The following is a 14,613-nucleotide window of genomic DNA, read 5'->3' on the forward strand; positions in this document are numbered from 1 at the left end:
TCAAATTGTCCGAAATCTCATAATTTACGGACATACAGCCCTGATATCTATATGTCTGCTTGTCAATGTATATTGGAGGACAAAAGGGTGTGGGTACTCCTTTTGTGACAGTCATGACCCATAAGGTGCACAGTCAGAGGGGCAACATTGTTCGTTCACATAGATCTCTGAAAGCATTGAGGGCAGAGAGACAAATTGTCTCTCTGCCCTCAATTTCTAAGCCACGTGTCAGTGGTGCGTCGGAGGATATTTTATCTGTTTTTAAGCACATAAGACGCTCCATCCGATCACCTGAAAAGTGATTTACTCGTCACTTCCAGAGCCTTCGTAGTATAGATCTCCACTCATGATCTGACGTACTCGTCTCACGAGCTCTTCTCCTCTCAATGTTGATGAAATCATGTTGCCTTCCGGATCAATGAGGATGATCATAGGGACAGCTTTGACACCGAACATCCTTGCTGCTGGTGAGCCCCACGCGAGTAGGTCTGAGGCGTGCACCCAGTGCTCTTTGTCGATACCCTTTGAGGAAATGGCTCCTTTCCAAGCCTTTTCTTTATCGTCCAATGAGAAGCTGATAAGAGCCAATTTTTTGTCTTTTGCTACAAACTCCTCATATAGCTCGACGAGGTGAGGAATCTCTCTGAGGCAAGGTCCACACCATGAAGCCCAAAAGTCCAATATGACATACTTCCCTCTGTAATCATTCAAGAACTTCTTGCTGCCGTCAGCCAAAGTCAGTGTGATATTGGGTACTTCCGCGCCGACTTTGAGGTTACGAGCCTTTACGGAGTTGCTGAACGAACGATAGTAAGGGTGATCCTTCAAATCGGGAGAGAGAGCGGAGAGGAACTGCTCTTCGGTGCCTTCTTGAAGCATATGCCCTATCTCGCGCTCCAGCATGAGAGGCGCGAGTGGTGTGTCGCTGTGCTTGAGAAGGAATTCGAGGCGTTCGGCATCGCATTGGATCATGGCTTCTGCTCCGACTCTCATCCAAGCCATATTGCCTTCAGGTGTGTCCAACCATCCCTCTCCTTTCTGTTTTGTGATGATAGAGAGAGAGTCTTTTTGTATCTGAACACATCGGTCTGATATAGCCTTGTACTCTCTGTATAGGTCGTTGTTTTTGGTGCCGGAGACAACCCCACCTCCCGGATATGCCGCTTGGGGGATGTCGATAGTGATGGTCCCCGGCTCTACGAAGACAGGGACTTGACCGTTGTCAAATCCTGTGAGGAGGTACAGCAATATGGGAGAGTTGGCATCCACTTTTTGGATAAATTCAAACTTTCCATCTTTTAACTGAACGGAGTCTTTCGCCACGATACGGTCATACTCGTCAAAGACACTGAGATAGATGGTGGACAGTGTCTTGCCTTCGGTGCGTAGAGCGTTGTTGTGGATACGCCCCTTGATGTGACAGGTGCCTTGTGATAGGGCTGTAGAAGAGCACAAGAGTGCACCAATGAGAGAAAATATAAGTCTGTAAAACATATTTCTTGTTGTATTTATTCGGTTATTCATAGGTTTCTATTCCGTCCATGATGAGCTTCACTTTCATAAGAAGTTCTTCACCTCTCAGATCGAAAGCAATGACTTTGCCTTCGGGGCTGATAAGGACAGTCCTTGGTACACCTGTCACGTTGAAGAGAGAGACTGCCTCTGAGTTCCAGCCCTTGAGTGTGCTGACATGTAGCCAGTTGTCGTGAGAGAGATTGTTCTTTTCAATACAACCTGCCCAATCCTTGTGCTTATCGTCAAGAGAAAAACTGTAGACCACAAACTTATTTCCCGTCTTTTTAGAGTATTCTACTGCCTCCTTGAGTATCGGAAACTCTCTACGGCAAGGTGCACACCATGATGCCCAGAAGTCAATAAGTACATACTTGCCTTTGAGATCTGAAAGTCGGATCTCCTTACCATCGACAGTCTGACCGGAGATGTCCGGAACGAAATTCCCGACCGCAAGATTGGCAGCCTTGATCTGATTGACAAGTTCCTTGTACATCGGCTGCTTATGCAGATGAGCAGGGATAGCTCTCAGATAGTGACGCTCCATGACTTTGGGCGTAAAGAGGTGGAAGAGCTCATATCGGATCAAGAAGAGAGTGGCAGGAGCATCGAGATGCTCTTTGACATACTTCATCACCTTGGTCTTGTAGAGAAGGCTGGTAGCATGGTAGTTGGCCTTGCGGTAAGGCAAGTACAGTGTCTCGCTCTCTTTGACGCTATCGGGAAGATATGAGTACTTACCATAAGGATTGGCACGTACCTCTTTTACATGGATATCGTTGAGCTGCTTATAGCCATTGAATACGTCATTGTTAGGAGTGCCCGATACTTTTGCTCCCGTCGGGAAACGGGCATCAAAAGGTTGGACTTTGATTTTGCCTGCTTCCGGAAAGACTTGGATACTGCCATTGTCAAATCCGGTGATGAAGTACATCGTCAAAGACTCAGGAGCTTTCCCCTCAAAGCGGAATTTTTTGTTGCGAACAGCACTGGAATCTACCGCAACCTCCTTGCCGTCTATTATCGTCTTGAGATAGAGCTTGGAGATCTTTTTGGGGGTAAATCTGAGTGAGTCATTTGTGAGGCTGCCTTCAATCACGAACTTCCCGACAGACTGAGCATGAAGGCTCAGCCCGATCAGAGTGGTCAGAAGAAATAACAAAGATTTTTTCATACTGTTTTGTATCATGTATTTTGTTGTTTTTTCAGAATAGCTTAGTTGCCCAATCTTTCTTTCAAGAAAGCTTTGAGCGCTTCGCCCTTGATGTCTCTACCGATGATGTAGTTGTGCTCATCGAGGATAAACAGAGCAGGCACTCCGGTGATGTTGTATAGTTTGCCCACTTCTCCTTTCCATGCCTTCAGATCCGATATATTGATCCATGGCAGCTGATCTTTTTTGACAGCTTCGAGCCACTTGTTTTTCTTATCATCCATGGAGACCCCTATGATTTCCAGCCCTTTTGGGTGATATGTGGCGTAGATCTCTTTTAGGATGTTATTGTTCAATCGGCAGGGACCACACCATGAAGCCCAAAAGTCGATGATCTTGATCTTACCTGGAATTTTGCTGATCGTGAGCATCTTGCCTTGGGTGTCAGGCATCGTGAAGTCCGGAGCCTTTTGTCCTGTCGAGGTTTTCTGAAGGCGGTCTATCCTTTCCTTCATGATCCTACCACTTACAGAGGACTGAGCGGTTCGTCCAAGGGTAGCATAGAGATTTTTACTGTCCTCAACAGACAGTTCCCTCGCTAAAGCGGTATTCTGTGCAATGTACGCGGAGATGACATTGTCATTCTCTTTTAAGAAGAGCTCTCGACCTTGGAGCTGTCTTTGCTCCAAAATAGTCAAGGTGTCATTGGTGCGACTTGCACTTCTGTACTTACTTTGTGCCAACAGTTCCTGGTACCTCTCTTTGGTGAGTCTGATAGAGTCTTGTGAAGAAACAAGCCACGACTGAAAGTTGAGCCATCTTTCTTGCAGATCCCCTCCTTTGATGAAGGAGCCATCGCCGTCTTTGAGGAAGGCCGTATATCGTCCTCCCGGCTCTGCAATGAACTCAAAACCTCCGGCATACCCTGCCACCATGACATGAACAACCATGGGCTCCGGAACGTCGGCTGAGAGTTCGAAATTCGGTGCGGAAAAGTGTGCTGACCCGAGGGTATCAACTTTGTTTTCCGATACCTGACCTACAAGGATGAGGGTCCCGGAGTCAATGCCTTGTATCTTCCCCTTGACTTCAACTCGTTGCTGCCCGTAGCTTAGGACAGAGACGGAGAGAGTCAGTAGTAGAATTGTAAGAATTTTATTCATAATATCAGTATCAACTTTTGTAGAAGTAAATGTGTGCAAACTGAAGATCCTTTATATTTCCAAACTTTACACCGTCCTTGTCTTTGTCGTAGAATCTTGGTGTGAAAGAGTGGTCAATATCTGCGGATGTAGTCAACTTGATCTCTGCGACAGCACCCTCGGAGCCCTTGTTCAAGCCAATAGATAATATACGTCCGAGATCTGCCACAAAGAGACCCGAGTCCTCAGTCCTGAACTTGATCAACGATACTTTATATCCTTCGGGAGCTACATACATCTCTTCGATATCTCCATTGGAGATGTTGTAACGGAATACTGCACCTCCCTTGGCATAGAAGATATAGTTGGTAGAGAACCAAGAATTGTATGTCAGCGTAGTGGTTGAGATATCTGCAGGAAGGTTTCGGAGAGGTTTTCCGGTGATGGTGAATTGAGGAGCATTTTCCGAAGGATTGTCGTCCTTGCCTTTGCCATCTCCCTTGCCATCTCCTTTATCCTTGTCGTTGTCCTTTCCACCTCCGACCGGAGTCAGTTCGTAGATAAAAAACTTGTTGCTTTCATCTTTGAAGATAAAGAATGGATGTGCCTCTGAGTAATTGTCCCTATAACTGTTGTATGCGTACAAGGCACTTTTTCCTACCGGTGATAGAGCAGAACCCAATGATGAAAAATCTACGTAAGCATCAGCGATCAGATTGCGAAGCTGAACATTGCGTGCTCCTTTCTCATCAAAAGGAAAGGCATCATCCTTGCGCAAGATAAGGAATCGATTCTTTTGCGCATCCCATAGTACAAAGTGAGAGCCTGTGATAGTCGCTGCGGTAACTTTGTATGTGTCATCGGGAGGTGTGATTCCTGCAGGTTGATAGAAGCATAGGAATGTCCTTGCTACGTAGAATCTTCCGTCACGAGATAGGATGCACTTGTAGTCTTTGATACTTGCTGCATCTCCTGTCGCTATTATTTTGCTGAATACAAATGGATCTTCAGCCTGATAAGGAAGTACATAGTTGCCGTGGAACTTTGTTGTCAGCCCAAAAGGTTCGTAAAGGTCAGCAGTACCATCAGCTTTGAACGCACATAAGCTGTGTGCCTCCTTACGGCCTCTTAGATTATAATATGCTGAATATCCGAGACCTATCGAATTGCTGAAAGGCGCTTTATCATCGTTTGGATTGATGTGCTTGAACGCATCTGAAATTATGTTCACTCCGGTAGGTAACTCTTCAATGTTACCTAACTTCATACTTCCTACCCCTCCTCCATGAAGGACGAAGAGGCTGTTTTTGTATATAGGACGAGTAGAGACATATAGAGAAACGTATTTCGAGATAGATGTGACCTTATCTTGGATTTTCAATCTCACTTTGTATTGAGAGGGCTTCCCTGCCGCGAGAGGAACATCCAGATATCCCTTTGTGTGGAGAGTGTCCGTTATAGTTTCGGTTCCTTCTGTCCTGCTGACAAACCATGTGAAGTCGAGATTGTCAAGGTTTTCATACTTTGACTGAGTCAGCGTTACCTCTATACGCCTGGTTATTGCCTCTGTGATAGGTTGTTGCAACTCTACCGTTTCGCCTTGTACTCCGATGAATGTTTTGGGCGAAAACGCGACTTCCTTAATCTCATTGAGGGAGTCAAAGTCATATTCGTAATTGCCTAAATCCTTATAACAAGAAGTCGTAAGGAGGGCAAGTAAACTGAGAGATATAATCTTTTTCATATATGTTTGATTAATCATTCAACACTACATCAGGAAATTCAAATGAGTAAGCTCCGGGATTTTGATCAAATTTCTTTTTGAAGGCCTTGTAGCATTCTATGATCTGAGCTTCACCTCCTATACTTTCGTCCCAGCGTCCTGCCTGTTCGCCTTCTTCACTCCATGATACGACGATCGGGAACATCTGGACAACACAGAATTCTTGTACCCCTTTTTGCTCTAACCATGTGCTAAGCATAAACTTATACTTTGCTTCAGAGTACTTACCATAGTATTTCTCGAGCATGGTTTTGGTCGCGTCTGTATTTGCCCAGCAAGAAGGAGCTATGATCTCGTATTCAAGTTCGGGAAGCATAGGTACCCATAGCTTAGACTTATACATGCTGCCGGGATATTGCCAAGAGAAGAAAGTGTTATATGTACTCATCATGTTCTTGACGGCAGTCTTATTGAGATCTACCATGCTGACATTTTTACCTGCGAAAAGTTCCTTCTCATTGACGGTGTTGGCTTCCAACGCTCCTGCGAGGGAGACAAACCCTGATGAAGTGTAAGCGCCGAGATATTTGTCATGCTCAGTTGTCCAGTAAAATGGCTTTTCGTACTCTGCTTCTTGTACAAATGGAATGTCTATGGTCACCACATAGTTGGGATCTTTTTGCTGTCTGTTTCTCAGCTCTTGTACCGCCGCTATGTTGTATTCCACATATTTTCCCCAGTCTTGAGATTCAGCGTAGTTGTTTTCTTTGAGCGTCTGTATCATAAAGACGTGCTTTTCTGGAGTCCAATCTCCGAGGTATGTTTGGAGCGTCCAGTCCCAATTCTTGGGTTTGCTGAAGGATTCTTTGACCTGAAGTACAAACTCGGAAAATTCTTTCACGCTTGATTTCAGATCAGATGAAGGGTCTTCGGTGTCGAAATAAAGGCATACAGCATACGTCTTATCTCTTTCGGCAGGTGGTGCGACTTCTATCACAACATCTTTCTCGTACTCCTGAGCGGCAAATGAGATTTCAGGGATATGAACATTGATAGCAGGCATGTCCTTGACATCCTTTGCTTTCATGACAAGTTTCATAGGCTTGTCAGACAAGTAGCCCAACCGTTTTATTTTTACGGTTACGGGGACCATTTCCTTCTCCCTTAGGACATAATCGGCAAAGTTGATTTCCTGAGTAAGCTCTGCCTTGAGAGCATAGTCAAAGTAAACTCCGTCCGAACTTTTGTCGTAGAACGGCGGCTCCTGATGCTTACAAGAGCTTAGAGCCATGATGCTCGCCAGGATTAGGACAATTAGGATATTATTTTTCATCATAATGGTATTCTTTTTGTTATAGTTACTTGACAATGTCCTCACTTTTCGGCTTTGCTGTCCTTAGTTTGCTCGGATTCGATCGTCCATCCGTATTCTTTTTCTCGATCCGGTAGTTGGAAGACATACTGCTCCTTGCCCATAGGTGTCACGGGGCAGTTGATAAATGTCTTGAACGCATGACGTTTAAGGAAGAAGAAGTATTGTCCTTCGGCATAAAACTCCTTGCGGTACTCTTTGTCAAGTTCCCTGATACGCTCCTCTTCGGAGTTGATTTTTACGTTGGAAGCGGTAGCAAAACCTCTCTTGTTACGCACTTTGTTGAGGTGCTGTGCAGCCTCACTCAGAGGTGACATTTCGCATAGGATATAATACATTTCCGGGATGCGGATCAGAGGTATTATCTCTTCTTCATTTTGGATGTATTTACGTGATAGCACCTTTCCCTGGTCATTGAATCTTATAAATCCGCTTGACTTGGCTCTGATGTCCTCTGTCTCTGTCCCGGTGGTTTCGTACAAAGCATTGAATGTTTGGACTGTTGAGTGATAGAGTGCTGTGATATCTTTGGGATTTTCAGCAAATATGCTCTTCACCTTATCAGGCATCTTGTTGAGATTGACTGCAAAGAGAGCTTCCCTGTATTGAGCAGGATCATCAGCATTGTTTACTTGTAGATCAAGGCCGCATTTATCGAGAGCTTCCTTGGCATGCATGACAGCCTTGGGGGCATCGCCTGCATAGCAGTAAACTCTTGCCAATAGAGCATTGACAGCATGATAGTTCAATCTGCATCTTCTATCTGCATTCATGTCGATCAACTTTGACTCTGCCTCGTGAGAGAGGAGTCGTCTTGCCTCATTCAAGTCCTCGAGTATCCTTTTTATGATCTCTTGAGCTGAGAGTAGAGGCAACTTACTGTCATCTGCTACCACACGATAAGGGATGCTCAACGCTGTAGGCTCGTCCTTGTAGATCGGTCCCCAACCACGCAACAAGTCAAAGTGCACATAAGCTCTTACTGCGAGGGCTTCGCCTCTGACCATATTACGAGTCTGTTCATTTTTCAGTACTGCTGTCCCATTTTGGTCCAACCACTTTATGAGGTTGTTGGCATTTGCAATGATGTTATAGCTTGTGATCCAAGAAGAAGCAAGCAAAGACTTTGTGTTATAGTCATTGGGTGTATCTATATTGTAGGTATATATTTTAGCCCTATCGGTGTCTCCTTTGGGTAGCCAGTCATATATCTGTGCCATATGATCAAGCAGTCCAAATGACAGATTGCTTCCATAGACCTCACTTTTGGTCATAGTGACATAGAGACCTGCCAAGGCACTGAGATATCCGTTTTCTGTTTTATAAAGATCTTGTGCCTTGACATCAGTCTTGGGACTGACATCAAACCATTGGTTGCAGCCCGACGTGCTAAATATCAGCCCTAAGAGTATAGTTGCTGATGCGGTTATTTGTGATATTTTGTTTTTCATATCGATCCTGAACTTATTACTTGAACATTATAGACATGGATAGTGTGTATGATCTCGCAAACGGATACTCAAGACCTCGTTCCATGCGTATGGTCGATACTCTGAGGAGATCGTTCGTTGTGAAGCTGAGTGAGAGCAATTCGATATTCAACTTCCTGAGGAAATCAAACTTCTCGCTTCTCATGCGATACCCAAGATTGACTGTTGCGAGTTTCAGTTCATTATCATCCATGATGAATCGTGTACTTGCAGGGGTTTCGTCACCTGTTGCGACAAACTTTTTGAATCTTGCCACATCTCCTACTTTTGTCCAGCGGCCTTCCATTGCACGGCGGTCGAGGTTCATGGAGAGTTCCGAATTTTCAACTTTGTCAACAAGCGTACTATTGTAGATGATACCACCGTACTTGTACGTGAAGCCCATTGAGCAGGAGAAGTCTTTCCAGTTTACACTGCTCGTGATTGTACCGGAGACTTTGGGCGAAGTATCTCCCACTGGCACTTTGTCGACAGGATCCCATTCAAACGTCTTTGAGCCATCTCTTTTCAAGAAGAGTTCTTTACCTGTTATCGGATCTATACCGAGAGAGCGCACTGCATGAAGGGTCGTAGTAGATCCTCCCACCTGAAATACCGGTAGCGGAGCCTTGTCGGATTTCAGTTGTTCTTCGTTTACTTTTCTCAAGTAGTCGGATATTTTTCTGATCTTATTCCTGTTGTGGTTGGCATTGGCAGAGACTGTCCAGAAGAACTCACGTGCCATATCTTGAGCCACTATGACATTGAGAGTAGCATCTATCCCCCTGTTTTGCAACTCTCCTGCATTTATCGTCATGGACTCAAAACCTGTAGATGGTGCCAAGTCATACTGAGTAAGGAGGTTGTGGGTGATATTGTTATAATAATTGAGCGTTGCATTTACTCTGTTGTTCCAGAAGCCGAAGTCCATACCAAAGCTGAAGTTGCTGGTCTTGGCCCATCCCAGATTTGGATTATTGAGTCCCGAAAGTACTGCTCCGAGGTTGGAGAATGACTTGTATGGAATCATTGTGTTGGAGAAGGTGTAGAACTCTATAGCTTCGTATGGATTGAAGTCCTGAGCCCCGGTTATACCGTATGTGGTACGGAAGACGAGGTTGGATACTCTTCCTTGGAGCCAACTTTCCTGATGAGCATTCCATCTGATACCTGTAGACCAGAATGGAGCAAGTCTCTGTCCTGCGCCAAAACGTGATGAGGCCTCGCTACTGAGGTTGAAGTCAAATGAGTACTTGTTGTCGTAACTGTATGAGAACTGGCTGATCAATCCCATCGAACGAGATAGAGCTTCTGTACCTCTTGGATCCGAGTCCATCTTGTATCCAAAGATGAAGTCATCCATGTGCACATCGGGATATCCTGTTGCGCTTAGGTTGACGTAGTTGTTGCGGTCCTCTGATATAGTCCAGTTACCAAAGAGGCTTATCAGGTGTTTGTCTATCGGCAAGTTCCAGTTTACGCCGAGGTTGCTTGACCATGATGACATCTCACCCACACTCTTCTGATAGCTACCCTTTTTTGTAAGGTCGGATACCTCTACAAAGGAAGTGTGATCTGCCGGTAAGAATTTTTCAGATCTGGCGATCCCTCTCGTGTATGAGAGTTGTTCCGAGATACGTAGATTTTTGAGCAGTCGATACTCTATACTAAGGTTGTTGGCAATGGTCATGTTATTGGTGAAATCCTTTATGCCCACATTTGCATTGTACAGCGGATTGACGATTGTCCTCGCGTTACCTGTCGATCTGTGGGTGTCAAGGGTAGGGGCGTATTCACCGTTTTCGTCCGTAGGTATGTAATAAGGATTGATCCTTGTATAACGTCCGAAGGCACCATAAGGAGAGTTGTATCCGTCACTTTCAGATAGATTGATATCTGCTCCTACTGTGACTTTCCCTTTTCTATAACTCATGTTGAAGTTGATCCCTTTGGTATTGTTTTCCGAACCCTTCATCACACCGGGGCTTAGTCCGGCGTTCAGGTTTATACTATATCGGAATACATCTGTACCACCACTTGCATTGAGGGAGTGTCTTTGTTGAAAGGCAGTTCTCAAAGGTTGAGACAACCAATAGGTGTTGACTCCTGCGAGGACATTTCTCAAGTATCGGTTATACTCGTTCATTTTTGATACATCTGTTTCCTTGTAGAGTCCTGCCGCTACCTCTGCTGCCAATTTCTCTCTGGCATCCATCATGTTGTAGTCTGTGAGATCCGGAGCTTCTATCGTGAGGTTTCCGTTATAAGAGACTGACAACGCTCCGTCACGTGCAATCTTGGTCTCGATGACTACGACCCCGTTAGATGCTCTTGAACCGTATATAGCTGTTGCTGCAGCATCTTTGAGGATTGTGATATTTTCGACACGCTCAGGGTCAAGCTCCAATATGCGTGAGATAGGGACGATAAATCCGTCCAATACGAAGAGAGGTGTATTGGGGCGAGCAGAGACGTTGTCGAGCATGAGGTCCATAGACCCTAGTTTTGCAGCATCTCTGGAGAATGATTGTTCCCCACGCATGAGGAATTCGGGGCGTGCATTGGGGTCTGACCCGCGTTGCTGATTTTCAAGTATTTTGAAACTTGGGTCAAAGAATTGTAAGCCTTTCAAGAGATTGTTGGGGCTCATCTTCTTGAGAGCCTCTCCCTTGACTGTGACATAGTTCCCTGTAAAACTACTTTCACTACGCTTGCTGATACCGGTGACGACAACTTCTCCGATGGTCATCGCATCAGGATTGAGGAGGATGGTCATATCGGTGTCCGGTCCTTTTATAGGTAGGGAGACCGTCTCAAATCCGACAAACGAGATACGCATCGTGGTTTTTTCTCGTGCCACGAGATTGAACTTCCCGTCTATGTCTGTCTGCATCCCTTTGGGAGCACCGGTTTCGCTTGTGTCTATGATCACCACGGTTGCTCCGGTGAGAGGCTCTTTGGTGTCTGCTGCCAATACTTTCCCGGATATGGGGAAGCGAGCTGCTCCTGAACTTTTCTGAGGACCGGTAGATTTAGGATAGAAAGTGATACGTCGTCCATCCTCATATTTTACCTCGATATTTTGACCTTGGAGGAGTCTCTCGATCACACTGTACAGTGGTTCGTTGTTTGCATTGAGGGTTATCCGTTTGTCTATGCCGATGAGTCCGACATTGTTGTAGACTATGGTCGCATTGGCTATTTTTGCAGCTTTTTCAAGGACTGTCCCCATCGGTTCATTGCTGACTCGCAGGGTGATCTTGTCGGCTTTCCACTTGTCAGAGCTCTGAGGCCTTTGTGCAAATACCAGTGCCTGAGTCCCTAAAGTCACGATACATATGAGGATCATGAGCCTTTGTAAGGTTGTGAGTGTTTTTTCTGTTTTCATAGCATAATGTTCTGATAAATTCGTGTTTAGATGATGTTTTTGTTTCATCTATTGTAAGAGCCTTTCAAGTATATGTGCATTTTTTTGGTCGGTGTTGTATTTGGCTTTATACTCTTCAAATAGAGGATCGACGCGTTCAAGCTCTTTCCCTCCAAGAATGAAGTTGCTCATCAGGCGGAACAATATATGGTCTCTCTGGTCCCCGGAGTAGAAGTCTGCGAAGAGACGATACATGTCTTCGAGTGTGTTCGGAGCCTTGTATGTGCTACTCGCCCTTGCGGCCTCTTTTTCTTTTTGGAAAAAGCAGTAGCGCATCAATAGGGAGACATATTCCGGACATCTGAGAACTGTCATGCTTGATCTCAAATTGTATCCGTCCATCACACTCCAATATTCTCCGATCTCTTGTCGGTCGATAGGGAGTTTTCTTGTATCTGCGTACATCACGGGGTACTCCATAAAAGAAGTATATGCCAGGGCCTCTGTCTCTGCCGATATGTACTCTGCTACTGCAGGGCTTATTTTGTCCGCATTTTTCTGAAGCAGGTCAGATGTCACTTGGAGCAACTTGTGTGAGTCTCTGAATCTGTCTTTAGGTTTTACATCAAGTACGACAAGACCCAGTAGGTTGCTACGGTACTTCATGTTTGCCTTTACCTGATCGATGGTGCGATAGAGATTGCTACCTGCCATTGCTCGATCATCTCCGGAAAATCGAGCTTCTGCAATCTTTTTGCCCTCGTATCTGATATTTACATGGATGCTGTCTCCGGGTTCGAGGAAGACTTTGGTTTTTCCATTGATTGTGAGTGTTACCATTTCATCGGTATCAAAAGCAAAGTGATGTTCCTCTCCGGGATTGGTATGGAACTCTGCCTTGATCAGAGGGCTTTGTACACAGTCGAAGTATATCATGTCTCTCTGAAATCCATGCACTTGAGCGCTTAGGACTGTCCTTTTGGTTTGTGCCGCCATCGATACCGACAGCAACCCGCATATTGCGAGCGGCAGTAGTTTTTTCATTTTCATGATAGAAAAGTGATGTAATTAAAGAAATTTAGGTTGTCTGAAAGTTTTTCGATTGATCGACTTGGTTTTGTTTCTTATGTGCTTTTTCCTCCGGTAAATATTCCGGTTTTGTTGCCAATGTCGAAAAACGGTTAGCAATTTAGTAAAAAACTGTAAGATTTGCAAGGAACTCTGTGTTTGTTTTTCTGTTCATATCATAGTTTTTGTGGTCAACGGTGTCAGATGAGATTTGTCGACTTCTCATCCTCGAAAACAGAGGGATTCAGGGTGGGGTGATTTTTCCCTCAGATTCGGGGTTAGATCTTAAATTGGGCTTAACAAAATGTAAAATAACCGCATTTCGATTGTATTGTCCTTAGAAACCTGTAACTTCACCCCTCAGATTTATATAAACACAAGAAGACAAACAATGAAAACTTATTTCACTCTAAAGACATCAAGACTATTCGGTGTCATGGCCCTCATGTCAGTCATTTTTATATCTGCAGGTTGCGCCGGAAATGCCAAGAAGCCCGGATATACCATCTCCGGTACAATTGAAGGTGCAGCCAATGGAGATTCCGTGTATCTCGAAATCATCAAAAATGCAGAGTCAAAAGTCCTTGGTACTGCCGTCATACAAGATGGCGCATTTACGCTCGAAGGAACTCAGGACTCCATCATCGTATGTTATCTGACATGCTCGACATCGTCAGACGTCTTCAGCTTTCCATTCTTTTTGGAAAATGGCAACATAATGGTGAAGGTGGAGAGCGGACAACCATCTGTGACAGGTACAGCTACAAACGATATCTACCAGGAGATCCGAAACAAAACGGCTGAGCAGATCCGTCGTATGAACGAAATCGATCAAGATGAGTCTCTCACCGAGGAGCAGAAGGAGGAAAAAATGGATGAGGCAGAGATGGCATATGATCAAGCCTTGAAAGATGGCATGGCGAACAATATCACCAATCCTGTGGGTATATTCCTATTCAAGGAAAGATACTACGAAAACAGCTTGTCTGAAAATCAGGAACTCATCCGTCAGATCCCAAGCGAATACATGAATGACCCTTATCTCATCGGGATCAAAAGACAGTTGGAACACCAGGAAAAGACCGATGTGAGCAAGCTTTTTACAGACTTCTCGATGCAGACTCCTGAGGGGAAAACGGTCAAGCTATCGGACTATGTCGGTAAGGGAAAACCTGTTTTGGTAGACTTTTGGGCAAGTTGGTGTGCTCCTTGCCGTCAGAGTATGCCTGCGCTCATCGAGATATATACACAGTACAAGGGTAAGTTTGAGATCGTCGGAGTATCTTTTGATGAGGAGGTTGAGTCTTGGAAAAGAGCTATCAGCAAACTCGAATTGCCATGGCCTCAGATGTCTGACTTGAAGGGTTGGAAGAGCGAAGCCGCAAAAGAGTATGGCATCCACTCTATCCCTCACACATTGCTTATTGACAACGACGGTGTCATCATCGCTCGTGACCTCAAGGGAGCAGACCTTGCCAAAAAACTTGCAGAAATATTGAAGTAAATATTAGTATGACTTAGAGCATCCTACAATAATCAGTAATAGTTAGGATATTTCCGGTCATTATATCGCATCTGCGGTGTCCCTCATCGGGGGACACCGCTTTTTTTGTTTATGTAACCGGATTCAAGGACTTGTTATTTCAACGATATTGCCGAGAATGCATCGGTAGGAGCATTCAAAAGTAAGGGGTGGAGACTTACTTTGGTAGTTGTCGAAATCCTCTCTGTTTATGAAGTCTTGCGATGCGGGACCTCCATATGTACATCTGTCGAAATTAAGTTGTCTAACTTCATTTCTCAAGTT

Annotated in this window: 10 protein-coding genes; 1 reads left to right on the top strand and 9 read right to left on the bottom strand. The window is 44.8% G+C overall.

All coding sequences use genetic code 11. From position 1 onward, the window contains the following. Window positions 1–303: 303 nt before the first annotated feature. Genes Q4A14_RS05590 through Q4A14_RS05625 form a run of 8 tightly spaced genes read right to left on the bottom strand, consistent with a single transcriptional unit; the run spans window position 304 to window position 12,782 of the window. Entirely contained in the window at window positions 304–1,524 is a 1,221-nt protein-coding gene (locus Q4A14_RS05590; protein WP_303170549.1) for a TlpA disulfide reductase family protein, read from the bottom strand. Then, a complete protein-coding gene (locus Q4A14_RS05595; RefSeq protein ID WP_303170551.1) occupies window positions 1,517–2,686 on the bottom strand; it encodes a TlpA disulfide reductase family protein in 1,170 nt (389 codons plus the stop codon). Before Q4A14_RS05595 ends, Q4A14_RS05590 begins: the two co-directional genes overlap by 8 nt. 41 nt (window positions 2,687–2,727) lie before the next feature. Then, a complete protein-coding gene (locus Q4A14_RS05600; protein WP_303170553.1) occupies window positions 2,728–3,828 on the bottom strand; it encodes a TlpA disulfide reductase family protein in 1,101 nt (366 codons plus the stop codon). Between the two features lie 10 nt (window positions 3,829–3,838). Beyond that, on the bottom strand, window positions 3,839–5,551 hold the full coding sequence (locus Q4A14_RS05605) for a PKD-like family lipoprotein (RefSeq protein ID WP_303170555.1): 1,713 nt from the start codon (window positions 5,549–5,551) through the stop codon (window positions 3,839–3,841). Window positions 5,552–5,561: 10 nt separating this feature from the next. Then, window positions 5,562–6,866: a hypothetical protein gene (locus Q4A14_RS05610; protein WP_303170557.1), complete on the bottom strand. Its 1,305-nt coding sequence runs from the start codon at window positions 6,864–6,866 to the stop codon at window positions 5,562–5,564. 38 nt (window positions 6,867–6,904) lie between these two features. Next, window positions 6,905–8,353: a RagB/SusD family nutrient uptake outer membrane protein gene (locus Q4A14_RS05615; RefSeq protein WP_303170558.1), complete on the bottom strand. Its 1,449-nt coding sequence runs from the start codon at window positions 8,351–8,353 to the stop codon at window positions 6,905–6,907. A 16-nt stretch (window positions 8,354–8,369) separates the two neighbouring features. Further along, entirely contained in the window at window positions 8,370–11,759 is a 3,390-nt protein-coding gene (locus Q4A14_RS05620; RefSeq protein ID WP_303170559.1) for a SusC/RagA family TonB-linked outer membrane protein, read from the bottom strand. A 48-nt stretch (window positions 11,760–11,807) separates the two neighbouring features. Then, window positions 11,808–12,782, bottom strand: a complete 975-nt coding sequence (locus Q4A14_RS05625; RefSeq protein ID WP_303170561.1) for a hypothetical protein — start codon at window positions 12,780–12,782, stop codon at window positions 11,808–11,810. A 415-nt stretch (window positions 12,783–13,197) separates the two neighbouring features. Here Q4A14_RS05625 and Q4A14_RS05630 point away from each other — a divergent pair, with 415 nt between their 5' ends. Next, window positions 13,198–14,310 carry a redoxin domain-containing protein gene (locus Q4A14_RS05630; RefSeq protein ID WP_303170562.1) on the top strand — a complete coding sequence of 371 codons (1,113 nt, stop codon included), beginning with the start codon at window positions 13,198–13,200 and terminating at the stop codon, window positions 14,308–14,310. A 123-nt stretch (window positions 14,311–14,433) separates the two neighbouring features. Here the strand turns inward: Q4A14_RS05630 and Q4A14_RS05635 are convergent. After that, window positions 14,434–14,613: hypothetical protein (locus Q4A14_RS05635; protein WP_303170564.1), on the bottom strand; the 180-nt coding region annotated here is incomplete at its 5' end.

It is taken from the genome of Porphyromonas sp., from assembly GCF_030529325.1.
GTDB lineage: Bacteria > Bacteroidota > Bacteroidia > Bacteroidales > Porphyromonadaceae > Porphyromonas_A.

Coding starts and splice junctions, on each gene's coding strand:
- Q4A14_RS05630 (WP_303170562.1), top strand. CDS start 13,198: ATGAAAACTTATTTCACTCTAAAGACATCAAGACTATTCGGTGTCATG.
- Q4A14_RS05625 (WP_303170561.1), bottom strand. CDS start 12,782: ATGAAAAAACTACTGCCGCTCGCAATATGCGGGTTGCTGTCGGTATCG.
- Q4A14_RS05610 (WP_303170557.1), bottom strand. CDS start 6,866: ATGATGAAAAATAATATCCTAATTGTCCTAATCCTGGCGAGCATCATG.
- Q4A14_RS05595 (WP_303170551.1), bottom strand. CDS start 2,686: ATGAAAAAATCTTTGTTATTTCTTCTGACCACTCTGATCGGGCTGAGC.
- Q4A14_RS05615 (WP_303170558.1), bottom strand. CDS start 8,353: ATGAAAAACAAAATATCACAAATAACCGCATCAGCAACTATACTCTTA.
- Q4A14_RS05605 (WP_303170555.1), bottom strand. CDS start 5,551: ATGAAAAAGATTATATCTCTCAGTTTACTTGCCCTCCTTACGACTTCT.
- Q4A14_RS05600 (WP_303170553.1), bottom strand. CDS start 3,828: ATGAATAAAATTCTTACAATTCTACTACTGACTCTCTCCGTCTCTGTC.
- Q4A14_RS05590 (WP_303170549.1), bottom strand. CDS start 1,524: ATGAATAACCGAATAAATACAACAAGAAATATGTTTTACAGACTTATA.
- Q4A14_RS05620 (WP_303170559.1), bottom strand. CDS start 11,759: ATGAAAACAGAAAAAACACTCACAACCTTACAAAGGCTCATGATCCTC.